Here is a 24368-nt window from a genome sequence, read left to right as displayed (position 1 = left end):
GGTGGGAACGTGCGGCAGGATCCTCGAATGGAGCGCGTACGTGATCTCTCTGCACTGCCGAAGGCCCATCTGCATCTGCACTTCACCGGTTCGATGCGGCCGACCACCCTGCTGGAGCTGGCCGACAAGTACGGCGTCCGGCTGCCCGAGGCGCTGACCAGCGGGGAGCCGCCGAAGCTGCGCGCGACGGACGAGCGCGGCTGGTTCCGCTTCCAGCGGCTCTACGACGCGGCGCGGTCGTGCCTCAGAGAGCCCGAGGACATCCAGCGCCTGGTGCGGGAGGCCGCCGAGGAGGACCTGAGGGACGGCTCGGGGTGGCTGGAGATCCAGGTCGACCCGACGTCGTACGCGCCCCGGCTGGGCGGGCTCATCCCGGCGCTGGAGGTCATCCTGGACGCGGTCGACTCGGCCGTGCGCGAGACCGGGCTCGGGATGCGCGTCCTGGTGGCCGCGAACCGGATGAAGCACCCGCTGGACGCCCGTACCCTGGCCCGTCTCGCCGTGCGGTACGCGGACCGGGGGATCGTCGGTTTCGGGCTCTCCAACGACGAACGGCGCGGCCTGGCGCGGGACTTCGACCGGGCCTTCGCGATCGCGCGGGAGGGCGGGCTGCTGTCCGCGCCGCACGGTGGCGAGCTGACCGGCCCGGCCTCGGTCCGCGACTGCCTGGACGACCTGCACGCGTCGCGGATCGGCCACGGGGTGCGCGCCGCCGAGGACCCGCGGCTGCTCAAGCGCCTCGCGGACCGGGGCATCACGTGCGAGGTCTGCCCGGCCTCGAACGTCGCCCTGGGGGTCTACGAGAAGCCCGAGGACGTCCCCCTGCGCACGCTCTTCGAGGCCGGCGTCCCGATGGCCCTCGGCGCCGACGACCCGCTGCTCTTCGGCTCCCGGCTGGCCGCCCAGTACGAGATCGCCCGCCGCCACCACGGCTTCACGGACGCCGAACTGGCGGAGCTGGCACGCCAGTCCGTCCGCGCCTCGGCGGCTCCGGAGGACATCCGGGCGAAGCTGCTGGCCGGGGTCGACGACTGGCTCAGCGGCCCGGTCGCCTGAAACAGCCGTCGCCCGGGCGACGGGCCCCGTGCGGGGCGTGCGGGCGGCTCAGTTGGGGCCCGCGGCCAGGGAGAGACCGCGCAGGAGCGTGCGGGCCAGGGCCGGGGCGAAGGTGTCCAGGGGCGGGGGTGTGCCCTCCTCCGTCGCGTCGTACGCGAAGGCGCGCTGGGCGCAGGCGCCCAGGAGCAGGGACGCGGCCGCGAAGGTGTCGGCGTAGGGATGAACGCGCCCGGCCCGTTGTTCCGCACGCAGATACGCGGCGACACCGCGGATGGGCATGTGCGCGCCGGCACCCATCTGCCGCATGGCGTCGTCGTGCCGGCGCTTGAGCTGCGTCTCGGCATACAGGGAGGCGACGATCGGAAAGCTCTTCTCATAGAAGAGGGCCGCTTGGCGGGCGATCTCCGTGAGGTTCTCCTCGACGGTGTGGTCCTGCTCCCCCGGCTCGGCCATGAGTCGGCTCAGCAGGGGCCCCAGCGTGGGCAGCCGCTCCTCCAGGACGCGGATGAACAGCTCTTCCTTGCTCGCGAAGTACTTGTAGAGCGCCGCCTCGGAGCAGCCGGCCGCCTTGGCGATCTCCTTGGTGGTGGCGCGGGCGAGCCCGACGGTGAGCATGAGCTCGTATGCCGCGTCGAGGATGCGGATCCGGGCCGGTTTCTGCTGCATGGGGACCAAGGATTCCATGGCTGGGCATTTCGAGCTTGACGGGTGGGTGAGTACTTACTCACTCTAGAACCGCACAGGGGTGAGTGAATACTCACCCACCTGGTGGGGCAGGTCATGCCGGGAAGGGCAGGTCATGAACGAGAGGAGCAGGTCATGAAGCTCACCGTCTTCGGTGCCACAGGAGGCATCGGCCAGGAGATCGTCCGGCAGGCACTGGAGTCGGGGCACCAGGTCACGGCCGTCGTACGGGATCCGGCGCGGCTGACCGTCGAGGGCACGGGCCTGGAGGTGTTCCGCGCGGACCTCACCGACCCGGGGGTGCTGCGCCCCGCCGTCGCGGGCCGGGACGCGGTCCTGTCGGGGCTCGGCGCCCGCAGCCGGAAGGACGCCGGGATCGCCGGCCGGCTGACCCGTACGGTGCTGGGCGGCATGGAGGCGGAGGGGGTGCGCCGACTGCTCGTGGTGAGCGCGGGGCCGGTCGGTCCCGAGCCCGAGGGAGCCGGCTTCGCCGACCGTGCCGCGCGCGGGCTGATCTCGGCGATTCTCAAGGACGTCTACGCCGACCTGCGGGAGATGGAGGGCGAGCTGGCCCGCAGCGCGACGGACTGGACGGTCGTCCGGCCGCCCCGGCTGCAGAACAAGCCGGTCACCGGCTCGTACCGCACGACTGTCGGCGGCTTCCCGAGCAAGGGCCGCTTCATCGGGCGGGCCGATGTGGCCCACGCGATGCTCGCGATGATCGACAACCCCGCGACGGTGAAGCAGGGCGTGGGAGTGGCCTACTGAAGAGCGCCGGAGAACAGAGAGTCGCCGGAGGACAGAAGGGCTCCGGAGGACAGAGGGGCTCCGGAGGACACAAAGGCGCCGCTACAGCTGGACGCCGACGGTCACCGGCTCGTTGACCAGAGTGATCCCGAAGGCGTCGCGGACCCCGGCGACGACTTCACGGGCCAGCGCGAGAAGGTCCTCGGTGGTCGCCTGGCCCCGGTTGGTGAGGGCCAGTGTGTGCTTGGTGGAGATCCGGGCGGGCCCGCTGCCGTACCCCTTGGTGAAGCCCGACTTGTCGATCAGCCAGGCCGCGGAGGTCTTGGTGTGCCCGTCACCGGCCGGGTAGGCGGGCGGCGCGGCATCGACGCCGAGCCGGTCCCGCACGCGCGCGTGGAACGCGGCGAACTCGTCGTCCGTGAGGATCGGGTTGGTGAAGAACGAACCCGCGGACCAGGTGTCGTGGTCCTCGGGGTCGAGCACCATCCCCTTGCCGGAGCGCAGCTTCAGGACGGTCTCGCGGGCCTCGGCGAGCGGCACCCGGTCGCCGGGCTCGACACCGAGGGCACGGGCGGTCTCGGCGTATTTGATCGGCGCGCTCAGTCCCCGCGCGTCCTCCAGCTCGAAGCGGACGCGCAGCACGACATGGCGCTCCGGGTCGGACTTGAAGCGGCTGTGCCGGTACGAGAACCCGCACTCGGCGTTCGTCAGCGTGACCGTTTCGCGCGTCTTTCGGTCGTACGCGATCACCTCGGTGATGGTCGACGACACTTCCTGGCCGTACGCGCCCACGTTCTGGATCGGGGTCGCGCCCGCGGAGCCGGGGATGCCGGCGAGGCACTCGATACCGGCGAGACCGGCCTCGACGGTGCGGACGACCGCGTCGGTCCACACCTCGCCCGCCGCCAGCTCCAGCCGCGTACCGTCGAGCGAGAAGCCGCGCGTCGCGATACGCAGGGCGGTCCCGGCGAATCCCTTGTCACCGATGACCAGGTTCGATCCGCCGCCGATCACCAGCAGAGGCGTACCGGTGTCGTCGGCCTCGCGCACGGCGGCGATCACCTCGTCGTCGGTCGTGGCGGTGATCAGCCGGGTGGCCGGGCCCCCGAGCCGGAAGGTGGTCAGCGGGGCGAGCGGGGCGTCGTGGAGTTCCTGCACGGGCTCAAGAGTACGAGAAGGGGCGGGGGCGGCCGGCCACTGGTGCGTCGGCGGGGTGCCGACGGGGTGCTCGGGCCATGGGACGACCCGAGCACCAGCGCGCGGGAGCACGAGATGCGCCCTGCCAGGACGGTCCGGACCGTCCTGGCAGGGCGCTTCTCTGACTTCCTTGGCCGGGCTACCCGATTCCCTGACCGGGCTGCTACTTCGAGACGTTCTCCAGAACCCGGGTCTCGGCCGAGGCCGCCACCAGGGTGTCGGTCGCCGGGCGCCGCCGGGGCAGCAGCGCCGCGGCGACCGCCCCCACGCCGACCAGCGCCGCGCCCACCCACAGCGCGGGCGAGAGCCCGTCCACGAAGCGCTGAGCTGACTCGTAGCCGCCCTGGGCGGAGAAGACCGAGGCGAGGATCGCGATGCCGAGGGCGCCCCCGACTTCGCGAAGGGCGTTGTTGGCACCGGAGGCGATGCCCTGCTCGGAGGGGCGGACGCTGGACATCACGAGGCTCGCGGCCGGGGCGAAGTACAGGGCCATGCCGATCCCACTGATGATCAGGGCGGGGAGCTGGGCGGCGTACGACACGTCGGGGGCCACGACCAGGGCGAACCAGCCGAGTCCGACGGCCTGCAGGGCGAGGCCGGCGGTGACGACCGGGCGGCCGCCGATCCGGTCCGAAAGGTATCCGGCGACGGGGGCGACGATCATCGGCATCCCGGTCCAGGGGAGCATCCGCAGGCCCGCCTCGGTGGGCGAGTAGCCGACGACGCCCTGGAGGAACTGGCTGAGCAGGAAGATCGAGCCGAACATCCCGACGAACATCAGCAGGCTCGCCGCGTTGATCGCGGAGAAGGCGCGGCTGCGGAACAGCCGCATCGGCAACATCGGGTTCTTGGTGCGGATCCCGTGGTGGACGAAGCCGGCGAGGAGCGCGCCTCCCGCGATCAGGCCGGTGAGCACGGGGCCGCTGGTCCAGCCGTCGACGTTGCCGCGGATCAGGGCGTAGACGATGCCGAAGAGGCCGCCGCTGGCGAGCAGGGTGCCGCGGATGTCGAGCGGTGCGCCGGTGCCGTACGACTCGGCGAGCCGCAGCCGGGCGAGCGGCAGCACCCCCAGGCCGAGCGGAACGTTCAGCCAGAAGATCCACTGCCAGGACACGTGCTCGGTGAGACTGCCGCCGATGAGGGGCCCTGAGGCGACGGCGAGACCGTTCACGGCGCCCCAAATCCCGTATGCCATCCCACGCTTGGCGGCCGGGACGGCAGCCGTCAGCAGGGTCAGCGTCAGCGGCATCATGATCGCCGCGCCGACACCCTGGACCGCTCGGGCGGCGATCAGGGAACCGATGCCGGGCGCCATGGCCGCGGCGGCCGACGCACCGGTGAAGACGGTGAGCCCGACGAGAAAGAGCCGACGGCGGCCGAACCGGTCTCCCAGGGCCGCGCCGAACATCAGCAGCACGGCGAAGGTGAGCGTGTACGCGCTCACGGTCCATTCCAGATCGCCCAGCGCTCCCCCGAGGTCCTTGCGAATGGAGGGCAGTGCGGTGGTGACGACGAGATTGTCGAGCGCCGCCATGAATCCGGCGACGCTGGTGATGACGAGGGCCCAGGCCGCTCCCCCGCGACGTGCTGCCTGCTGTGACATCGCTCCCCCTGGAGTGATCGTTGTCGATTGGAGTGATCGTTATTGATGGTTAGTTATTGCTGACTAACTTTTGTGCCCATGAAAAGGCGCCGATCTCCGCCTTCTCCGTCCCGCTCCCCGCCTTGCTTTCTGCCTGCCTTCTGCGTTGCTTTCCGTCTTGCTTCCCTGCCCTACTTCTCCAGCCGGCCCGTGGTGCGCGCCGACGGATAGAGCCCCTCCCAGACCCGGTGCTCGGGCGGGAATCCCATGGCCACCAGGCTGTTGATCAGCATTCCGTACGCCATGAAGGTCGCGGTCTCGTCGACATCCGCCCCAAGCGGTACGTGAACGGTGTCCCAGAGCCGCATCCAGCCGGCCCGCACCGCCTCGCCGAGTTCATGGTCACCGGCCTCCTCGGCCGCCGCCACCGCCACGTACATCTGCATCTGCATGAGCAGCCGCTCCGGCTGCTCCGCGATGACCTTGACGTACGCGTTCGCCATGGCATGCAGGGCCTCCTCGCCCTCCAGCCCTTCGGAGGCCTCTTCGAAGGTGCGCCGGGCGAGCTCCATGCAGTGCTCCGCCGCCGCGAGGAAGATCGCTTTCTTGCCCGGGAAGAGCCGGAAGAGATACGGCTGCGAGACGCCCACCCGCTTGGCGATCGCCTCGGTAGAGGTCCCGTAGTAGCCACCACGGGCGAACTCGCTCATCGCCGCACGGATGACGCTCTCGCGCCTCTCTTCTGCGCTCATCCTGACCATGCGAGTAAGTTAGTACTCAATCACTAACTAGGTCAAGGGTGGGGGGTGGGCGGGATCACGGGGGGCTGGATCGGGGAGGGCGGGATCACGGGGGTGGCAACTGCTGGGATCGCGGGGCGGCGGGGGCCATGGGGGGTGGCGACTGGGATCGCGGGGCGGCGGGAGCCATGGGGGGTGGCGACTGGGATCGCGGGGCGGCGAGGGCCATGGGGGCGCCGACCGGGATCGCGGGGCGGCGGGAGCCGTGGGGGCGCCGGCCGAGCGGGCGCTGTGGGAGGGGCGGCGCACGAGCGGAGCCGGTACGACCGGAACGCCCTACGGGCGAAGAGCGTTGTCGCAGGCAGGGGGCCTCACGCCAGTAAGGGGCGCCCCACAGTGGAGGGCACCCCTTACTTCACGACTTCATGCTTCACGACTTCATGCTTGATGACCGCGCGCTTCATGACCTCGCGTTTCATGACTTCACGCGCGGCGGGTTCAGCCCAGCCGTACGACTGCCCGTGACATGCCCAGGACCTTCTGGCCCGCGCTGGTCGCGGTGAGGTCGACGCGGACGGTGTTGTCGTCGAGCTTGGCGCCGACCTTGGCGCTGACCTCGATGGTCGCGCCCTTGTCGTCGTTCGGGACGACGACCGGCTTGGTGAAGCGGACTCCGTACTCGACGACCGCGCCCGGGTCGCCGACCCAGTCGGTGACGACGCGGATCGCCTCGGCCATGGTGAACATGCCGTGCGCGATGACGTCGGGCAGCCCGACCTCGACCGCGAACTTCTCGTTCCAGTGGATCGGGTTGAAGTCCCCGGAGGCGCCCGCGTACTGCACGAGCGTGGCACGGGTCACGGAAAAGGTCTGGGCCGGCAGCTCGGTACCGACCTCGACGTCCGCGTAAGAGATCTTCGCGTGAGAGATCTGCGCGTGGGAGATCTTCGCCGTCATGTCAGCTCTCCTCCGCCGCGCGCGCCACGAGCTTGGTGACGGCCGTCACGACATGCTCGCCCGCCTCGTCGTGGACCTCGCCCCGGATGTCCAGGATGTCGTTGCCCGCCAGGGACTTGATCGACTCGATGGTCGAAGTGACCGTGAGCCGGTCGCCCGCGCGCACCGGGCGGGTGTAGACGAACTTCTGGTCGCCGTGCACCACGCGGTTGTAGTCGAGGCCCAGTTGCGGGTCCTGGACGACCTGCCCCGCGGCCTTGAAGGTGATCGCGAACACAAAGGTCGGCGGGGCGATCACATCGGGGTGCCCGAGCGCCTTGGCGGCCTCCGGGTCCGTGTACGCAGGGTTACTGTCCCCGACGGCCTCCGCGAACTCGCGGATCTTCTCCCGGCCGACCTCGTAGGGGTCGGTGGGCGGGTAGGACCGCCCCACGAAGGACTGATCGAGCGCCATGGGCTCGGCACCTCCTGGTTGTCGTCGCTGGACGGTCCTGACCGTCTTAGCCGGACGGACTGTCTTCGCTCTATAACGACGCGAGGCCGCCCCCCGCGAAGGGGACGGCCTCGTGTACGAGCCTGATTTATCGCGTTTCGCGGTGCGCGGTGTGCGCATTGCAACGCGGGCAGTGCTTCTTCATCTCCAGTCGGTCCGGGTCGTTACGCCGGTTCTTCTTGGTGATGTAGTTCCGCTCCTTGCACTCCACGCAGGCCAGCGTGATCTTCGGGCGGACGTCGGTGGCAGCCACAGGAGTGCTCCTTGACGAACGGATGGGACGATTAACGCATAGAAGAGTAGCCGATCGAAGGACCGACCCCACAATCGGCTACTGTCAGTAGCGGTGACCGGACTTGAACCGGTGACACAGCGATTATGAGCCGCTTGCTCTACCGACTGAGCTACACCGCTGTGATGCGATCGGATCCCGCCTTGCGACGGGAACCTCACACACCAGAGCCCCAATACGGAATCGAACCGTAGACCTTCTCCTTACCATGGAGACGCTCTGCCGACTGAGCTATTGGGGCGAGCGATGAAGACATTACACGGTAGGCCGCCGATCGCCCAAATCCGTTTCGCGGCACCCGCCCCGGCCTGTTCCCCGGGGTTTCCCCGGGCGTTTCCGTAGGCGCTCAGGAGCCTCTCGGGCACCATGCATCACCCCGGATCACAGCCACGCTGTTCCGATCCTGGCCGTGATCACAGCCCTGCCCGGGGCTTCCCTCCGGGACCGGCGAGCGATGGGGCGATCCGCACGACCCGAGTTTCCGAACCTCACCCGGCAGCCCGATACCGCCGCCAAGGACCACACCGGTACGACTATTGCGCTCCTCCCCGACGCCGGCGGACAGCCGTCCTAGGCTCGACTCACGCTGCGTGATCTTGCCTCCCACCCTTCTCGCCACCCTCCGCAGTCGCCCCTCCCGCAGCCGCCCCCGAACCCCAGGAGCGCGATGCCCGACAGTCAGCCGCAGCCGCCCCACTCCTCGTCGGGACAGACCGACAGGGCCACTCTCCTGCTGTGCGGGGCACGGCTCGCCGACGGCCGGACCGTGGACGTGCGGCTGGGCGGCGGACGCATCGAGGCGGTCGGTACCGCGGGGAGCCTGGCGACGGGCGCCCCCGGGGCTCTCGCCGGGAAGGTGGACCTCGACGGCTACCTCCTCCTGCCGGCCCCCGCGGAGCCACACGCGCACGGCGACACGGCCCTGACGGCCGACGAGGGCGGCCCTCTCACGTACGACACCGAGGAGGTCCAACGCCGCGCCACCGAGGCCGCGCTGCTGCAACTCGGGCACGGCGCGACGGCGGTGCGCTCCCACGTGCGTGTCGGCCACGTACAGGGGCTCGACGCGCTGGCGGCGATGCTCCAGGCACGCCGGTCACTGCGCGGGCTCGCGGAGTTGACGGCTGTGGCGATGCCCCGGCTGCTGACGGGGGTCGCCGGGGCCGACGGTCTCGCGATACTGCGGGACGCCGTGAAAATGGGCGCCTCCGTGGTGGGCGGCTGCCCGGACGCCGACCCCGATCCGACGGGGTACGTGGAGGCGATCCTGGAACTCGCCTCCGAACACGGCTGCCCCGTCGACCTCCACACGGACGGCGCCGACCCCGCCCGTCTCGCCCGGCTGGCGGCGATGGCCGGCGGCCTGCGCCCCGGGGTGACGCTCGGCCCGTGCGGCGGGCTCGCCCGGCTGCCCTCCCAGACGGCATCCCGGACCGCGGACCAACTCGCCGCCGCGGGCGTGACCGTGGTGTGCCTGCCACAGGGCGGCTGCGGGACGGTGGAACAGCGCGGGACCGCGCCCGTACGCCTGTTGCGGGCGGCCGGAGTGCGGGTCGCGGCGGGCAGCGGCGCCCTGCGCGACGTATCGAACCCGGTGGGCCGCGGCGACCCGCTGGAGGCCGCGTATCTGCTCGCCTCGCGATACGGGCTACGGCCCGAGGACGCGTACGACACGGTGAGTTGTGCCGCCCGGGCCGCACTCGGGCTGCCCGAGGTGCGCGTGGAGGCGGGCTTTCCGGCCGAGTTGCTCGCGGTACGCGGGGACGGGCTCGCGGGGGCGCTGTCGTTGGCGTACAGCCGGATCGTGGTGCACCGGGGGCGCGTGGTGGCGCGTACGAGCGCGGTGCGGGAGTACTGCAACTCGGCGGCCACGGCGGGACTGGACCTGCCTCGGCAGGGGCGGGGCGAGCTGTCGTAGGCCGGCTGCCTCAGCACGGGCGGGGCGCGCGGGACGGCGCCACGCGCGCGTGGGTGATCGCGTGGGTGCTTTTCGTACGTTCACGCGCGCGTGGGTGCCTTCCGTACGTTCACGCGCGCCTGGGTGCCTTCCGTACGTTCACGCGCGCGTGGGCGTGGGCCTGGGCGTTTCTGGACTTCCACGCGCGCGTGCACGGCGATTAGTGGCCGCTGCTCCCGGTTGGTGGCCGCTGTGCCCGATGGCTACGGGTGGCCGGCGCGCGGGGGCGCTCACGTGGTGCACCCCGCGCCCCACACACCCGCGCGCCCCCCGTCCTCAGAACTCGCCGCCGCCCAGCAACCCGCCACCCAGCGGGCTGCCGCCCGGCACCTTGTCCGTGGGAATCTCCGTGGCCCCCGACGGCGCGCTGACGTCGCCCGCCTCTGAGAACTTCAGGACCAGCGGCAGCTTGGCGGCCTTCGGGTCGTCGGCCAGGACGGCGAGGTCGACCTTGACCTGGGTCAGGTCGCCGTTCTTGAGCGTGAAGTCGACCGCGACCTGCTTGTTCGGAGCGTCCTTGAGAACCTTGTCCGAGGGGAGGTCCGCACCCGGCGGAAGGTCGGCCTCCAGGGGGCGGAGCTTGTCGAATACTCCCCTGATCAGGTCGCGGAAGTTGCCCTTGGCGACGACGTGTTCGGTGCCGTCGCTGCCGTTCTCGGCACGGAAGGTGATGTCGTCGGCGATGACACCGCGTACGGCTTCCAGGACCTTCCGCTGAGTCTTGGCGTCGAGTTCGCCGCCGGTCCCCTTCGCGGCTCTCTGGGACTTCCGGTCCTTGGCCAGCTTGCGGGTGTCGATCTTCACCCACTCGCCTTCCAGGACCTTCCTGAACTCCTTGGCGCTGTCCGGGATCTGGTCGGCGGTGGGCATGGGAACGCCCATCGTCTTGCCGAAGGCCTTCATGTCGGCGCGGTAGTACGTGAAGTCGCCGACGACCCGGTACTCGGCCAGGACGCCGTCGGACCCCGTGATCTTGAGGCTCGTACCGATGAGGTCCTTCTCACCCGAATCCGCAAGCGCCTTCTTCGACTTGACGGCGACATCGACGCGCAGCCCGCTGACGGCCTTCGCGAATTCGGGCGGGAGGGCCGCTTCGGCGCCTTGGCCGGATCCGGAGCCGGAGCCGCCCGCCAGCGCGGAAATCGCGTCGGGGTCGGCGTCCAGGTCCAACTGGAAGGCGAGCGACTTCTGTTCGCCGAGCCGGTTGACGGCGTGGTCCACCTTCTGTCCGGCGGTGAGGTTCTGGACCGTGCCGCAGGCGGCCGCCGTGGCGAGGAGGACGGCGGCGCAGCCGGCCGCGGTGACGGTCTTGCGTATGACGGTGATGGTGTTCTCCTCTACGACGTCGTGCGGGCCCGCACGACGTCCCCTCGTTCCCTCGTTCACAGTGATCACCCATGTGACACATGAGTTGTCCACAGGGTTGTGCGGCGAACGCGCGCATCCGGGCGTACGGTCGGAAACATGCGCATTGTCATCGCTGGTGGTCATGGTCAGATCGCGCTGCGGCTGGAGCGGCTGCTCGCCGCGCGCGGTGACGAGGTCGCGGGGATCATCCGCCGCGCCGAACAGAGCGACGATCTGCGGGCGGCCGGCGCCGAACCGCTCGTATGCGATCTCGAGTCGGCCTCGGTGGAGGAGGTCGCCGCGCATCTGCGGGGCGCGGACGCCGCCGTCTTCGCGGCGGGGGCGGGTCCGGGCAGCGGCGTGGAACGCAAGCGCACCGTGGACCGGGGTGCCGCCGTCCTCTTCGCGGACGCTGCGGAGCAGGCCGGGGTGCGCCGGTACCTGGTCGTGTCGTCCATGGGCGCGGACCCGGCGCACCCGGGCGACGACGTGTTCGACGCCTATCTGCGCGCCAAGGGCGAGGCCGACGAGTACGTACGCGGTCGTACGGCCCTGGACTGGACGATTCTGCGTCCCGGAACCCTGATCAACGACGCCGGCACCGGTCTCGTACGTCTGGAGGCCTCCACCGGTCGTGGCACGATCCCGCGGGACGACGTCGCCGCGGTCCTCGCGGAACTCGTGGACACCCCGGCGACGGCGCACCTCACCCTGGAGTTGATCAGCGGCTCGACACCGATCTCGGTGGCGGTCAAGGCGGTGGCGGGAAACTAGGGCCCGTCGCCGGTCTGCCTCGGCCAGGGGCGCGCTCGGCGGGTCAACGGGTCAGCGGATCAGCTGCTCAGAACAGCGGAAGCTGCCCGGGGAACTCCGCGACGGCGTACCCGTCCAGCGCGGGCTGAGCCGCCCCGAGCTGCGCCTGCCTGCGCGAACCGGGACACGACACCATCTCGCCACTCCCCCGAGCACCGGGCGGATCATGCCGCGCGAACCGCCCCGCGACGACGGCGATCTCCCGACGACACTCGGGACAGTTCCTACGACGCGATGACATGAGACCAGTGTGCCCGGCGTGCGGGCCCCTACCGCGTTCGGCGCCCGCCACACCCTGAGAAGCCCCCGCCCCAAGAACCCCCCTCCGAACTGCTCGTTCGCAGTTCGGAGGGGGGTTCCTCAGCCGTGGGCTGGTCGCGGCTCGCTCAACTGGTGGGTTCGCTCAACTGTGGGAGACGGTCAGGCCGTAGAAGGCGACCCGAGCACCCTTGGTGGTGCTGTCGGAGGACGACTGGTTGTAGGAGCCGGCCTTGAAGTACTGCTTGTAGGCGTCGAAGGACGACGGGATGGCGTAGTGCGTGGTGCTCCCGTTGACCGTCAGGTCGATGGTGTGTCCGCCCGAGACCGCGATCGTGTAGTTCCAGGTCTTGCCGACCGACACGTGGCCGACGGTGTGCAGTGTCTGCCCTCCGGAGGGCGAGTTCTCCGTGCCGAGGACGATGTCACCGCTCGACCGGTAGTACAGCTCCAGCAGCGGCTTGGTGGACGAGCCTCCCGTGCCGAGGTGGATCTGACCGACGCAGACGTTCGATGTCACGGACACGACCCGCAGCGTCGCCTTCAATTGATGCGCGCCGCTGAGCGACCAGTTGGCGGCGGTGCCGTTGCGGTTCATCTCCCGCAGTTCGGAGCGGGCGTAGTTCGAGTTCGGTGTGGTGACGCCCTTCTCCGGTGCCCAGAAGGTCATCGCGCCGTCACGGGTGTCCGTGTAGAAGTACGAGTCCTGGAACCCGTTGGCCCCCTGAAGCCGGGAGGACGGGATCGTCGTCGGCGAGCCGGGAGAGCCCACCGGCTCCTGAAGCTGCCATACCGACAGGTCGAAATTCCCACCCGGCGCGACGGACGGATCCGCCATGGGTGAGGAAACGACGTTGGTACTGCCCTGGCCGCTGGGCGCAGCGGCTACGGCCGCGGTCGCGGCGGTGGGAAGAGAACTGGCCGGCGCGGCGGGAGCCACAAGGGCCAGTCCGCCGGTGACGGCGGTGGCGGTGGCCAGGGAGGTGAGCAGCGTACGCATGCGCATGGGGGGTGCCTTCCTGTCGGCTCGGTGGACTCGGTTGGCGGACGCGCGTATTTCTCAGCGCCGAGATGTTCATGCTCGTTCATGTAGATGAACTTCATGTTTCAACATGAACGCTTGATGTCGCGACGGTAGGACTGTGGCGCGGCCACGTCAAGGCTGGTGGCGGATCAACTCGCTCGAACCTTTTGAACTCGTCAGAGACCAAGCCAGATACCAAGTCGGACACCAAGGCAGACACTCAGTCACCATGGCGGCGGCGCCCCGCTGGAGCACACCGGGCAGAGCTGGATGTCAATCTCATCCGCTCGCCCGCTCGCCCGCTCATTCACTCACCCACTCATTCGCTCATTCACATCGGTGAACTCGACTTGGAGGTCGTGTGGGTGAAACCGGCTCCCTCGGGCGGGAGGTCGTGGGCGCCGTGATCGCTGTTGCGGAAGGACCTCATCGGGTGGGTGAGTCGCTGCCGGACGCGACCACGCGTCGTCCACAGGCGAGAGAGAGTGCGCCCCCAGGCGGTTGGGGTTCCTGATGGGCGACAGCCCATGAGGGGCGTATCTATGCTGCTCCGACTGCGCAAGAACGCAGCTGACTTGGAGGGGGAGTTGTGGCGATAGCGCCGTTGAGCCATGAGGATCTGCTGCCTGGCGAAGGAATCATCCTGCGCAAGAACGCCAACGCCGTCATCGACGTCCGGGAGGCCGGCCTGTCCCGGTTCGCATTCGACGATCTGATGTGGTTGGTCGGCATGCGCGGGAAGGAGGCCATCGGGGGTCGCGTCTACCTGACGAACTATCGGCTCGTATTCAAAGCTCACCGCTTCAACCGTGTGCGAGGCGCGTTCAGCATCTTCCTGCCCTCCATCGAGGAGGTCCGGGATTCGTCGTTCGCGGTCACACGCCAAGCCACCGTTTCGACGGCGACGCAAGACCTCACGTTCGTCGTCTGGGGCGTCCCCCAGCTCATCGAAACCATCGACCAGTGCCGTGCCGAGTTCGACGACGCGTACATCACCGAGCTGGCCACACTCGTACTGGCCGAGCCCTGGAAGATTGGCCACGGCCTCCAGACTGTCGCCCGCTATGAAGCTCTGAACATGAGCCTGAGCGCCGCGCGCATGAGGGGTGACTTCTCAACCGCCGCAACAACCATCGCCAACATGATCGACAGCCGATTCAACCGAGCTGAGGTGGCCGGAGCTCTGCAAGTAGTCGACCTGCTGACCCGTGCTGGTGAGCGCCCATCCACCTAGCAGACCGCGAGCGAGCAGCCGACGAGCCGGCTTCGCCGACCTGAAGAACTGACGCATCCTCACCAAGGTTCGCATCAACGCCCGACTTACAGGTGCTCCGGCGGCATGGCGTCTTGGAACATGTCGTCGGGGTCGGTGCCGGTGGTAAAGCTGGCCGGCGCGTCGGTGGCGGTCATGCGGGTGTCGGAGGTCATGGAGGGCAGGGCGATGCCCTCGGGTTCTCCCATTCCGATGACGTAGAAAGCGTGGTTCAGGGTGGCCATTCCGGTGTATTCGTCCACCGGCAGGATCTCTGTCATCGGCGCGTCCTTCCTCCGTCATCCGGTGCCGTCGTTGCTCTGGTCGGTCGATGCTCTGGTCGGTCGATTCATCAAGACCCTCCGAGCTGCTCTGGTGGCGGCGCCAGGATTCGAACCTGGGAGGGCTGAGCACGGCAGATTTACAGGCCGCGCGGGAGCCTGCCCCTGACCTGCCGTTTCCCGGCCCGAGGGCGTCCCCGCCCCAGACCGCCCCTGCTCCCGCTCCCGCTCCCGCTCCCGCTCCCGCCGTGAACTGCGCTGCGACCGGGGCCGCAATGCCCTGCGGGTGTGGAGAGGCGTGGCCGGCCCAACCGGGCAAGGGCTGTGTCCGCTCGCGCTCACGAGCAGAGATTCACGTGCCGGACGGCCAGGACGTGCCCCGCCGCGTCGATGAGGCGGCTGCGGGCGAGGTGTCCGCCGGTCACCGCATTGGTGATCGCCGAGGCGATCGAGGACGTCTGGGAGCTGACATTGCCCCCCAGGTCGAACATGACCATGTCGGCACCAGAGCGCAGGGCCTGGACGGCGGCGGCGGGGACGCTGAAGCCGGCGGCGGAGATCGCCTTGGCACTGAGCGAGTCGGTGACCACGAGCCCCTTGAAGCCCAGCTTGCCGCGCAGCTCGTAGCTGATGACGGTGGGTGACAGGCTCGCCGGATTGGTGCCCAGGCCCGGCACGGTGTTGTTGGAGACCATGATGGCCGGAGCACCGGCCTCGATGGCCGCCGTGAACGGCGGGATGCCCACCTTTTGCAGGGTGGACCAGGGCAGGGTGTGGGCGGGGCCGAAGTCGGAGTTGTAGCTGGAGCCGCCAAGGCCCGGGAAGTGCTTGACGACAGGTATCACCTGTCCGGCGCGCAACCCGTTCATGTACGCGACACCGTCCTTGGAGACCACCGAGGTGCTGCCGCTGAAGGACCGCCATCCGTCGGGGTTGGTCCGGCTGGGGGCCACGTTCCTGCCGTCGACGTCGACCACCGGCGCGAGGTCCATGTTCACCTGGACGTCCACCATCTTGCCGGCGACCTTCGTGACGTTCTGCTGGATCTGAGCCGGGGTCCAGTGCGTGCCCATATACGCGGGCCAGGGCAGGGATCCGACGAGATTCGCCATGCGCTGGATGCCACCGCCCTCCTCGTCGGTCATCACCAGCAGACCCAGGTGGCCGGGTACATGGGACTTCAGGTCGGTCAGCCGGGAGCCGAGGTCGGACGGCGCCTTACTGCCGAACAGCAGCACACCGCCCGCACCGGCGCTCACCTCGGAGGTGACGCCGGACACCGAGGTCTCCGACACCGGGACGGCGATGGTCAGCATGGCCAGCCGGCTGTTCGACCATCCGGCCAACTTCGTGCTGTTCGTGCACGCGGTGGCGGCGGTGAAGTCCGGAGCGCGGGACGAAGGGGAGGGGGAAGACGAAGCGGAGAGGGAAGACGAAGGGGAGGGGGAAGGCGTGGCGGGCGGGGCGAGGGACACGCCGGAGCCACTGGAGTGCGGGGACGCCTTGGGGGTGCCCGTGCCACAGCCCGCGAGGAGCATCGCCGCCACAGCGGCAGCGGTACTCAGTCTGCGTGCGGTTGTGGCCCGGCCAGGGAGCCGCGGTGGTGCGGTCGCGCTTCTGCGGTCACGGTACGACGGGACATTCATTGCCCGGCCTCCTTCCGGAAGACGCGACGGTACCCGTCGCGCTGATGACCGTATGAGCCTGAGATGGGCTTCACGAAGCGTGAGATGCGCCGCAGCCCGTATTTGTTCGAAGCTCCGCGGTCGGCGTACCACCAGAATCCCGCGTCTCGGGGTCGGCGGCCCAGAGAGGCGACGGCCCCCGGCGAATTCCGGGATTCGATCGGCGTCTACAGCAAGGTGCCGGACGCGCACGTCGCCCTGGCGGAGCGAACCGGCGCCGGCGAGCAACTACTGGAGCCGGCCCGACACCTCGTAGCTCAGGCGTCGGCGGGCTCGGGATGCCGTACGGCCCGCTTCGCCGCCTGTCCGGCCGGGACCTCTCCCTGCATCCGGTCCTGGCCCGCCAGGGTGTCAAGTCCCGACATTCCGTGCCGTGCCCCGTGCGCCGGCCTGGGGCTGAATGGAGTCAAGGACGACGGCGAAACCAAGGCCGCCAGGCCGCTTGCCCACTCCTTCATCCAAGCCCCTCTGAACAGGTAAGGACCCCACTCCCATGACCATCACAAGGACCCGCCGCTTCGTCCTTCTCATGGCTGCGGCCGCCCTGACTGCCGGAGGAACCTCCCTGTCCACGACCGCATTCGCAGCCCCTGAGAGCCGGACCCCAAGATCCCCGACCGCTGTCGTTGGGTCCTGACCGACGAGGGCAAGAACCCCTGCTACACAAGGGCCGGCCAAGGCGACGGCAACGTCGTAGGCCCAGACCACGCCGGCGGCTACAACCCCCGGGCTCCTGAGGCTCCCGATCCCCACACCGAAGAGACTCCACAGGGTCCGGTGGCTCCCGGTGCTGATGGGGGGCCCGGGCCCAATGACCAGGTCCCCCAGGGTCCCGCTCCTGACCAGGTTCCCCAGGGTCCCGCTCCTGATCAGGGTCCCGGACCCAGCAACGACATCGACTACGACGGCTTGAACGGCGATTCGGCCAACAGCTCCGGTCCCGTCGTCAATTGATCCCGAGATGCCGAGACTCCCAGGGCGATGGAGCGTGAGACATCGCGCTGATCGCCAGGGCACACAACTAGGGCCCCGTGACCTGCTTACTCGCAGGTCACGGGGCCCTAGTTCCCGTGTGGCGGCGCCAGGATTCGAACCTGGGAAGGCTGAGCCGGCAGATTTACAGTCTGCTCCCTTTGGCCGCTCGGGCACACCGCCGGGGTTGCTGCCGTGAGCCCCGCTTTTCGGCGGTGCTCGCTGGCAACGACGTAAACGATACCTGATGCGCGGGGGTGCTTCGCCACCCGATTGATCGGCGCTCGGAGGGGAGGGGGTGGCTAGGCTTATGCGGATGCGGCCAGGGCCTACGCCGGGCTCGACGGCCGCCCCCACGCACCCGATACAAGGAGCCACAGGACATGGCCGACTCCAGTTTCGACATCGTCTCGAAGGTCGAGCGGCAGGAGGTCGACAACGCCGTCAACCAGGCCGCCAAGGAGATCTCGCAGCGCTACGACTTCAAGAACGTCGGAGCCTCCATCTCCTGGTCCGGCGAGAAGATCCTGATGGAGGCGAACTCCGAGGAGCGGGTGAAGGCCATCCTCGATGTGTTCGAAACCAAGCTGATCAAGCGCGGCATCTCGCTGAAGGCGCTGGACGCCGGGGAGCCCCAGCTCTCCGGCAAGGAGTACAAGATCTTCGCCTCGATCGAGGAGGGCATCTCCCAGGAGAACGCGAAGAAGGTGGCGAAGATCATTCGCGATGAGGGCCCCAAGGGCGTGAAGGCGCAGGTGCAGGGCGACGAGCTGCGTGTCAGCTCGAAGAGCCGTGACGACCTGCAGGCTGTGCAGGCCCTGCTCAAGGGTAAGGACTTCGACTTCGCGCTGCAGTTCGTGAACTACCGCTAGCGGTCGGCCGCCGGGAGCGCCAACGGCGTTCGGCGGTCGGTTCGTTGGGCGTTCGAGTTCGAGTACGCGCACGGGTACGAACGCGGGGAGGGTGGGCACCGGAGTGAGTGCCCGCCCTCCCCGCCGCCTGTCGGCTGCGGCCCGCGCAGTACGCGCTCAGCGGCGCGAGTCGCCGAACAGGATGCGGTAGAGGACCAGCAGGACGAGCGAGCCGCCGATCGCGGCGGCCCAAGTGGCGCCGTCGTAGAACTGCTTGGTGATCGGGTGGTCCAGCCAGCGCGCGGATATCCAGCCGCCGATGAAGGCGCCCGCGATGCCGATGAGGGTCGTGCCGATGAAACCGCCCGGGTCACGGCCCGGCAGCAGGAATTTGGCGATGGCTCCGGCCAACAGCCCCAGAATGATCCAGCTGATGATGCCCATGCCGTGAGCCTTCCTCTTCGTACTGTGCCTGTGCTGTGCTCCTGCTCCGGCCGGGCTGTGTCCATGCCTTCAGGCCGGCAAGTGGGAGCAGCCGGTGGTCGGGCTTGTGTTCGCGTCGTGTTGCCGGGAAGGACGCCTCGTCGGCGCCGGTCGGTTGCAGCGATCAGTAGGGTGCGGCGCATGACACAGTCCGCTTCCGAGTTGCGACGCACCCTGGGTGTCGGAGACGCCGTGATCATCGGGCTCGGCTCGATGATCGGTGCCGGGATCTTCGCGGCGCTCGGCCCCGCGGCGCGGGCGGCCGGATCCGGGCTGCTGCTCGGGCTCGCGGTCGCCGCCGTGGTCGCCTACTGCAACGCGATGTCCTCGGCTCGGCTGGCAGCGCTGTATCCCGCCTCCGGTGGCACGTATGTGTACGGACGCGAGCGGCTCGGCGCCTTCTGGGGCTATCTGGCGGGCTGGTCGTTCGTCGTCGGCAAGACAGCTTCCTGTGCGGCGATGGCGCTCACCGTGGGCGCGTACGTCTGGCCGGGGCAGGCGCACGCGGTGGCGGTCGCTGCCGTGGTGGCGCTGACCGCGGTGAACTACGGCGGCGTACAGAAGTCGGCCTGGCTGACGCGGGCGATCGTGGCGGTGGTCCTGGCGGTCCTCGCTTCCGTGGTGGTCGTGTGTCTCGGCTCGGACGCCTCCGACGCCGGGCGGCTGGACATCGGGCTCTCCGCCGGCGCGGGCGGGGTGCTTCAGGCGGCCGGGCTGCTGTTCTTCGCGTTCGCCGGGTACGCGCGGATCGCGACGCTCGGCGAGGAGGTACGGGATCCGGCGCGCACCATCCCGCGCGCGATCCCGCTGGCTCTGGGCATCGCGCTGGTGGTCTACGTGGCGGTCGCGGTGGCTGTCCTTTCCGTGCTCGGGTCGGGTGGGCTGGGGCGGGCCGCGGCGCCGCTGGCCGACGCGGTGCGGGCGGCCGGTGTGCCGGGGCTCGTGCCGGTGGTGCGGGCGGGGGCCGCGGTGGCCGCGCTCGGCTCACTCCTCGCCCTGATCCTGGGGGTGTCACGCACGACGCTGGCCATGGCCCGTGACCGTCATCTGCCGGGCGCCCTGGCCGCCGTACATCCGCGGTTCCAGGTGCCGCACCGGGCGGAGCTGGCTGTGGGCGCGGTGGTCGCCGTGCTGGCCGCGACGGTGGATGTGCGGGGCGCGATCGGGTTCTCCTCCTTTGGTGTGCTGGCCTACTACGCGGTGGCCAACGCGTCTGCCTGGACACTGAGTTCGTCTCCGGCATCGCGCGTGGTGCCGGTGTTCGGACTTGTGGGGTGCGTGACGCTGGCGTTCGCGCTGCCGGGGGTCTCCGTGGTCGTGGGGGCGGCTGTGCTGGCGGTGGGGGCGGCGGCGTATGGCGTACGACGGCGGGTGGCTTCGCGGTAGCCGACGACGCGCTTCGCGCTGCTCTCGATGCCCGCTGGGCTCTGCTTGGTGGGAGCGCGCCGCCGGTTACCTCGAGGGACGGGGCGGAACGCGTCACTCCCTCGGGCGGACGGTGTGGAAAGCCCATGGCTGCGCCCTCGCACCGCGCTCGCTCGTAGCAGGAACCGGGGGCGGGCTATGAGGCCCTCGCCGTCGCCGTACGTATGCGGAAGTCGGGCCAGGGGTCCAAGTCCGTGCCGTCGTCGGACTCCTCGTACCAGCCGGTGCCTTCGAGCCAGGTGTGCAGCCAGGTCGCGAGGTCGGGTGCGTCCACGAACCAGGCGTCGTCGGCCTCGTCGGCGTTCGGCTCGAAGAGCAGGACCGTGCCCTCGGGGCTGTGGCAGTCCACGCACGCGTACATCCCGCAGCCCCAGTGGGATATCGGCAGGATGCCCGAGGGCCAGGGCCAGTCAGGGTCCTTGCGGCCGCTCTTGCGGTTGGCGAGGTACTGCCGGACGGCGGCCGGCTCGCCTGACGGGGAGCCGTCGAGCAGGGGCAACAGGCCATAACTCGGGCCGAATCCGCCATCCCCTATACGCAGGTAGAGTGCCGCGAGCAGCGGAGGCAGGGCGAAGCCCAGGACGGCCTCGGCGCGGGTGATCGCGGCCGGGTCCACGGGTTCGGGGAGCGAAGGCCAGCCCCACGGTCGGGTGTTGCGGGCCTCCGTACCGACTCGTACCAGCAACTGCTCGATTTCGGTCATGGATTCATGATGCAGCGCGCCACTGACAATCGGGCGGCCTGTGGATAACCCTCGGGCGAGACGGACATCCCCGCGTTTTCGGCGAGGAAGGCCGACAGCTCTTCGAAGGTTCAGCGGGGAACGGCCGGCGTGCGGGCTTGAAGTTGGCGACGCCGAAGGGGATGCCGGTGATCGTGATGCCGGTGATCGTGATGCACAGGACGATGCCGGTGATCGTGATGCACAGGAGGATGCCGGGGACGGTGTGGTCGAGGGTGAGCCACCAGCCCGCGAGGGTCAGCCACAGGACGTTGCCGATGCAGGACGGCGCGCCCGCGTCGTAGCGCTCCACCGTCGTACAGCCGAACGGCCACAGGGCGTAGATCCCGATGCGGAAGGCGGCGACGGCGACGGCGACGGCGACGGCGACGGCGACGGCGACGGCGACGGCGAACAGGATCGTCTCGGAACGTTCCCGATCGCGCTACAACGCCCTTGCGGTTCCGCCGTGACGCATGACCAGCTGATACTTGTGGGGGCAGGCAGTGCCGGCGGAGCGACCTGGAGAGGTACCGATCATGAAGCTGTTCAACCTGCTGCTCAACATCCTGTGGCTAGTCTTCTGCGGCATCTGGATGGCCATCGGCTACTTGATCGCTGCGCTGGTCTGCTTCATCTTGATCGTGACCATCCCGTTCGGCATCGCGTCGCTGCGCATCGCCGGGTTCGTCCTCTGGCCGTTCGGCAGGACCACCGTGGAACGCCCGGACGCGGGAGCACCGTCCTTCATCGGCAACGTGCTGTGGGTGATCTTCGCCGGATGGTGGCTTGCGCTGGCACACCTGATCACGAGCATCCCTCTGTTCCTGTCGATCATTGGCATCCCGTTCGGGTGGGCGAACCTGAAGCTCATCCCGATCTCGCTCATGCCTCTTGGGCGAGAAGTGATTGCGACGGATCAGCAGTTCGGTAGGGCCTAATCCTGGGATTTCACGCTGCGAGGCATTGCCCGTCTGGCCACTGATCAACCAGCTCTCAGATCCATCCCAGTTCCGTCAGCGGCCGGAGTCAGCAAATAAATTCGCACCTCTTGCTCGCGACCGGGAAAAACCCTCCCACGGAACATGCAGCCGATTACTCCTCCGCCCGGTGAATTCCAAATTGCTTCCGGTCGACCGATCTTGTATTGCTTCATGCGGGCGAAGGCATATCGCGAAGTGGGGCACCGTCCGCTGTCGTCTCGGGCGACGGGCGAAGGGCGACCTCGGTATCGCCCGACTGGAGTAGGGCGATACACGAGCTGTCGCCACTGACCTGGGGTTACGACAGCATCAAGGGCATGCGATGGCCACGTAGGCGGAAGCAGGGCGATACGGGGAGAGCCCGGGACTGGTATGAGCGGGCTGCGGAGACCGGCGACTCCACCGCGATGTACAACCTTGGTGTCCTGCTGGAGGCGCAGGGGGATTCCGAGGGGGCCCGCGCCTGGTACCAGCGAGCCGCAGACGTCAGCCACCCCGACGCGGGCCCCGACGCCGGCCCCGACCCGGACCCCGACGCCAACCTCAGCTCCCAGGTACACGAGCAGGGGGATGCCACCGAGGAGGCACGCGCCTGACTGCAGCGGGCAGCCGACGCCGACGCCGGCCACCCCGGCGCCATGAACAACCTCGGTGTCCTGCTGTATCACGAGGGTGCGACCGAGCAGGCTCGTACCTGGTACCAGCGAGCCGCAGACGCCGGCGACCTCGACGCCATGGCCAACCTCGGCTCGCTGTTGCACGAGCAGGGAGATGCCGAGGGAGCCCGCACCTGGTGGCAACAGGCCGCAGAAGCCGGCCACCCCGGCGCCATGTTCAACCTCGGGATCCTGCTGCACGAGCAGGATCCCGAGGCTGCCCGCGCCTGGTACCAGCGAGCCGCAGACGCCGACGACCCTGACGCCATGGCCAACCTCGGCTCCCTCCTCCACCAGCAGGGCGACACGGAACAGGCCGCCATCTGGTACCGGCGAGCCGTAGAGACCGACGACAGTCAGACCGGCGCCATGTACTACCTCGGTCTCATCCTGGATGATCAAGGGGAGACCGAGGAGGCCCGCGCCTGGCTGCAGCGGGCAGCCGATGCCGGCCACCCCGGTGCCATGAACAACGTCGGTGTCCTGCTGTATCAGCACGGTGAGACCGAGCAGGCCCGTGCCTGGTACCAGCGAGCCGCAGACGCCGGCGACCACGACGCCATGGCCAACCTCGGCGCCCTGCTGCTCGAGCAGAGGGATGCCGAGGAAGGCAGCACGTGATGGCCACGGGACGCAGACGCCGGCCTTCCGGCGCAATGAACGGCCTCGGGGCGGATGGTGACGCATCCGGGGAAGCTCCCGTCTGAGGTGCGCCGCCTGTCTGGCTGTCTGCTTTCCGCCTGTGCGGCTGTCCCCCTGTGCGGCTATCCGGCTGCCCGGCTGCCCGGCTGAGCCTGTGACCAGCGAGACATCCAGGACAGTCCGCACTGCCCGCTCGGGGTGGAGCGGGCAGTGCGGAGGACGACGAATCCATCACTGACACACCCGGAGGTGATGAACGACGCAGGCGCAGCGCCTGCCGGCCGGTTACACAGGCAGCTGCGGACCGGACGGGATCCCGGGCGCAGGCGGCACCGGATGCGGGATTCCGGGCGCGGGCGGCACCGGATGCGGAATCCCAGGCGCAGGCGGCACCGGATGCGGAATCCCAGGCGCAGGCGGCACCGGACCCGGGTTCGGAATCCCAGGCGCAGGCGGCACCGGATGCGGAATCCCAGGCGCAGGCGGCACCGGACCCGGGTTCGGAATCCCGGGCGCAGGCGGCACCGGATGCGGAATCCCAGGCGCAGGCGGCACCGGACCCGGGTTCGGGGCCGGCGTATCGTGCGTGCCGCTACCGTGGTGCCCCCTCCCCTCCCTGTCACCGTCGTGCCTCTGGCTCGAGCCGCTGTTGCCGTGATCACCGTTGCCGCTGCCGCGATCACCGCTGCCGCTGCCGTGACCGCCGTGATCGGCCGGCGCCGCCGTGGCGGAGGCAGAGTGCTGCTGGGGTACGGCGGCAAACGCGCTGGAGGGAACCAGTGCGCCGCCTGCTGCGATGACGGCCGAGACCGAAAGCATCAAGAATGAGTGCGACTTGGATATGTGAGACATGGTGATTCCCTTTCTCGTGAAATAGGGTCAAACGATTTAGGGGCAGCCCGGTCGATTTATCGGTCTTCCGGCAGTGGCCTTTAGCCGAGCCTGCGGTTTCCCCGGGCGATTGTGGGCCGTACGTCTGCAAGCCCACGTCTCAAGTAAGACCTGACCGCCGGTTCGCGTCACGGCACTACATCTCGGGACTTGACATTTGCGCCCGCCGTGCGCCAGCGGTAATCTTCATCGTTGAAGCCCGTATAACTGACAGAGCATCCGGAAGCGGTCGTCCAGGAACGCACCCGGCGCAAGCAGCGGGTGGCGAAAAGCTCTGCAGGACGCACAGATGACGCACTGGTTGCCGGGGGACGCATCCCCCGCACCCTCGCCGACCTCGCCGACCTCGCGGACCTCGCGGACCTCGCCGAGGGCAACT

Annotated in this window: 24 protein-coding genes, 3 tRNA genes and 1 pseudogene; 10 read left to right on the top strand and 18 right to left on the bottom strand. The window is 69.2% G+C overall.

The window, feature by feature from the left end; all coding sequences use genetic code 11:
* Window positions 1-27 precede the first annotated feature (27 nt).
* Complete coding sequence (locus ACFVXA_RS03615; protein ID WP_362018869.1) at window positions 28-1056, top strand: adenosine deaminase; 1029 nt, start codon at window positions 28-30, stop codon at window positions 1054-1056.
* A gap of 48 nt (window positions 1057-1104) precedes the next feature.
* On the opposite strand, the gene ACFVXA_RS03610 is transcribed toward ACFVXA_RS03615, so the two are convergent.
* Window positions 1105-1722 (bottom strand): TetR/AcrR family transcriptional regulator, encoded by a 618-nt coding sequence (locus ACFVXA_RS03610; protein ID WP_383736245.1) that lies wholly within the window; start codon window positions 1720-1722, stop codon window positions 1105-1107.
* 153 nt (window positions 1723-1875) lie between these two features.
* Between ACFVXA_RS03610 and ACFVXA_RS03605 the strand changes: the two genes are divergently transcribed.
* Window positions 1876-2508 (top strand): NAD(P)H-binding protein, encoded by a 633-nt coding sequence (locus tag ACFVXA_RS03605; RefSeq protein WP_362018864.1) that lies wholly within the window; start codon window positions 1876-1878, stop codon window positions 2506-2508.
* Between the two features lie 81 nt (window positions 2509-2589).
* On the opposite strand, the gene ACFVXA_RS03600 is transcribed toward ACFVXA_RS03605, so the two are convergent.
* From ACFVXA_RS03600 to ACFVXA_RS03565, 8 genes are all read right to left on the bottom strand, one after another.
* Window positions 2590-3645: a UDP-N-acetylmuramate dehydrogenase gene (locus ACFVXA_RS03600; RefSeq protein WP_390023690.1), complete on the bottom strand. Its 1056-nt coding sequence runs from the start codon at window positions 3643-3645 to the stop codon at window positions 2590-2592.
* A gap of 202 nt (window positions 3646-3847) precedes the next feature.
* Window positions 3848-5287 carry a DHA2 family efflux MFS transporter permease subunit gene (locus ACFVXA_RS03595; RefSeq protein WP_390023688.1) on the bottom strand — a complete coding sequence of 480 codons (1440 nt, stop codon included), beginning with the start codon at window positions 5285-5287 and terminating at the stop codon, window positions 3848-3850.
* A 170-nt stretch (window positions 5288-5457) separates the two neighbouring features.
* Window positions 5458-6027 carry a TetR/AcrR family transcriptional regulator gene (locus tag ACFVXA_RS03590; RefSeq protein WP_390023686.1) on the bottom strand — a complete coding sequence of 190 codons (570 nt, stop codon included), beginning with the start codon at window positions 6025-6027 and terminating at the stop codon, window positions 5458-5460.
* A 477-nt stretch (window positions 6028-6504) separates the two neighbouring features.
* Window positions 6505-6963 carry a MaoC family dehydratase gene (locus ACFVXA_RS03585; protein WP_390023684.1) on the bottom strand — a complete coding sequence of 153 codons (459 nt, stop codon included), beginning with the start codon at window positions 6961-6963 and terminating at the stop codon, window positions 6505-6507.
* 1 nt (window position 6964) lies between these two features.
* A complete protein-coding gene (locus ACFVXA_RS03580) occupies window positions 6965-7417 on the bottom strand; it encodes a MaoC family dehydratase N-terminal domain-containing protein (RefSeq protein WP_389937382.1) in 453 nt (150 codons plus the stop codon).
* A gap of 127 nt (window positions 7418-7544) precedes the next feature.
* Window positions 7545-7709, bottom strand: a complete 165-nt coding sequence (rpmG, locus tag ACFVXA_RS03575; protein WP_004571794.1) for a 50S ribosomal protein L33 — start codon at window positions 7707-7709, stop codon at window positions 7545-7547.
* 88 nt (window positions 7710-7797) lie between these two features.
* Window positions 7798-7870 (bottom strand) — tRNA-Met (locus tag ACFVXA_RS03570).
* 46 nt (window positions 7871-7916) lie between these two features.
* Window positions 7917-7989 (bottom strand) — tRNA-Thr (locus ACFVXA_RS03565).
* A gap of 426 nt (window positions 7990-8415) precedes the next feature.
* Here ACFVXA_RS03565 and ACFVXA_RS03560 point away from each other — a divergent pair.
* On the top strand, window positions 8416-9666 hold the full coding sequence (locus tag ACFVXA_RS03560) for an amidohydrolase family protein (RefSeq protein WP_383736259.1): 1251 nt from the start codon (window positions 8416-8418) through the stop codon (window positions 9664-9666).
* Between the two features lie 315 nt (window positions 9667-9981).
* Here ACFVXA_RS03560 and ACFVXA_RS03555 read toward each other — a convergent pair whose 3' ends face one another.
* Complete coding sequence (locus tag ACFVXA_RS03555) at window positions 9982-11091, bottom strand: hypothetical protein (protein ID WP_390023683.1); 1110 nt, start codon at window positions 11089-11091, stop codon at window positions 9982-9984.
* Window positions 11092-11169: 78 nt separating this feature from the next.
* Here ACFVXA_RS03555 and ACFVXA_RS03550 point away from each other — a divergent pair, with 78 nt between their 5' ends.
* Window positions 11170-11826, top strand: a complete 657-nt coding sequence (locus ACFVXA_RS03550) for an SDR family oxidoreductase (protein ID WP_362018841.1) — start codon at window positions 11170-11172, stop codon at window positions 11824-11826.
* 67 nt (window positions 11827-11893) lie between these two features.
* Here ACFVXA_RS03550 and ACFVXA_RS03545 read toward each other — a convergent pair whose 3' ends face one another.
* Together ACFVXA_RS03545 and ACFVXA_RS03540 are read right to left on the bottom strand one after the other, a co-directional pair.
* Window positions 11894-12106, bottom strand: coding sequence for a hypothetical protein (locus ACFVXA_RS03545; protein WP_362018838.1), 213 nt, complete (start codon window positions 12104-12106; stop codon window positions 11894-11896).
* Between the two features lie 162 nt (window positions 12107-12268).
* Window positions 12269-13129, bottom strand: a complete 861-nt coding sequence (locus ACFVXA_RS03540; RefSeq protein WP_383736266.1) for a polysaccharide lyase family 7 protein — start codon at window positions 13127-13129, stop codon at window positions 12269-12271.
* Between the two features lie 607 nt (window positions 13130-13736).
* Here ACFVXA_RS03540 and ACFVXA_RS03535 point away from each other — a divergent pair.
* Window positions 13737-14381, top strand: coding sequence for a hypothetical protein (locus ACFVXA_RS03535; RefSeq protein ID WP_390023681.1), 645 nt, complete (start codon window positions 13737-13739; stop codon window positions 14379-14381).
* 86 nt (window positions 14382-14467) lie between these two features.
* Here ACFVXA_RS03535 and ACFVXA_RS03530 read toward each other — a convergent pair whose 3' ends face one another.
* The 3 genes from ACFVXA_RS03530 to ACFVXA_RS03520 form a co-directional block, all read right to left on the bottom strand.
* Window positions 14468-14680: a hypothetical protein gene (locus ACFVXA_RS03530; protein ID WP_390023679.1), complete on the bottom strand. Its 213-nt coding sequence runs from the start codon at window positions 14678-14680 to the stop codon at window positions 14468-14470.
* Window positions 14681-15018: 338 nt separating this feature from the next.
* Window positions 15019-16218: a glycoside hydrolase family 3 N-terminal domain-containing protein gene (locus tag ACFVXA_RS03525; RefSeq protein WP_390023837.1), complete on the bottom strand. Its 1200-nt coding sequence runs from the start codon at window positions 16216-16218 to the stop codon at window positions 15019-15021.
* A gap of 1220 nt (window positions 16219-17438) precedes the next feature.
* Window positions 17439-17520: transfer RNA gene (locus ACFVXA_RS03520), tRNA-Tyr, on the bottom strand.
* 200 nt (window positions 17521-17720) lie between these two features.
* On the opposite strand from ACFVXA_RS03520, the gene ACFVXA_RS03515 reads away from it, so the two are divergent.
* Window positions 17721-18209 carry a YajQ family cyclic di-GMP-binding protein gene (locus ACFVXA_RS03515; RefSeq protein WP_362018774.1) on the top strand — a complete coding sequence of 163 codons (489 nt, stop codon included), beginning with the start codon at window positions 17721-17723 and terminating at the stop codon, window positions 18207-18209.
* Between the two features lie 156 nt (window positions 18210-18365).
* Here ACFVXA_RS03515 and ACFVXA_RS03510 read toward each other — a convergent pair whose 3' ends face one another.
* Window positions 18366-18632, bottom strand: coding sequence for a GlsB/YeaQ/YmgE family stress response membrane protein (locus tag ACFVXA_RS03510; RefSeq protein ID WP_362018773.1), 267 nt, complete (start codon window positions 18630-18632; stop codon window positions 18366-18368).
* Window positions 18633-18812: 180 nt separating this feature from the next.
* Between ACFVXA_RS03510 and ACFVXA_RS03505 the strand changes: the two genes are divergently transcribed.
* A complete protein-coding gene (locus ACFVXA_RS03505) occupies window positions 18813-20057 on the top strand; it encodes an APC family permease (RefSeq protein ID WP_383736318.1) in 1245 nt (414 codons plus the stop codon).
* Window positions 20058-20232: 175 nt separating this feature from the next.
* Here the strand turns inward: ACFVXA_RS03505 and ACFVXA_RS03500 are convergent, their stop codons facing one another.
* Both ACFVXA_RS03500 and ACFVXA_RS03495 read right to left on the bottom strand, forming a co-directional pair.
* Window positions 20233-20799: an SMI1/KNR4 family protein gene (locus tag ACFVXA_RS03500; protein WP_383736321.1), complete on the bottom strand. Its 567-nt coding sequence runs from the start codon at window positions 20797-20799 to the stop codon at window positions 20233-20235.
* A gap of 136 nt (window positions 20800-20935) precedes the next feature.
* Window positions 20936-21238: pseudogene (locus tag ACFVXA_RS03495) on the bottom strand (YccF domain-containing protein); the annotation flags it as partial.
* Window positions 21239-21356: 118 nt separating this feature from the next.
* On the opposite strand from ACFVXA_RS03495, the gene ACFVXA_RS03490 reads away from it, so the two are divergent.
* The 3 genes from ACFVXA_RS03490 to ACFVXA_RS03480 all read left to right on the top strand — a co-directional run bounded on the left by ACFVXA_RS03490 (window position 21357) and on the right by ACFVXA_RS03480 (window position 23077).
* Window positions 21357-21758, top strand: a complete 402-nt coding sequence (locus tag ACFVXA_RS03490) for a YccF domain-containing protein (protein WP_362018769.1) — start codon at window positions 21357-21359, stop codon at window positions 21756-21758.
* 359 nt (window positions 21759-22117) lie between these two features.
* Window positions 22118-22396 (top strand): tetratricopeptide repeat protein, encoded by a 279-nt coding sequence (locus tag ACFVXA_RS03485; protein WP_389463177.1) that lies wholly within the window; start codon window positions 22118-22120, stop codon window positions 22394-22396.
* Window positions 22397-23077, top strand: a complete 681-nt coding sequence (locus ACFVXA_RS03480; protein ID WP_390023835.1) for a tetratricopeptide repeat protein — start codon at window positions 22397-22399, stop codon at window positions 23075-23077.
* Window positions 23078-24368: the final 1291 nt, after the last annotated feature.

Source organism: Streptomyces sp. NPDC058246, from assembly GCF_042881985.1.
Lineage (GTDB): Bacteria > Actinomycetota > Actinomycetes > Streptomycetales > Streptomycetaceae > Streptomyces.
This window is presented reverse-complemented; position numbering and strand designations above follow the sequence as displayed.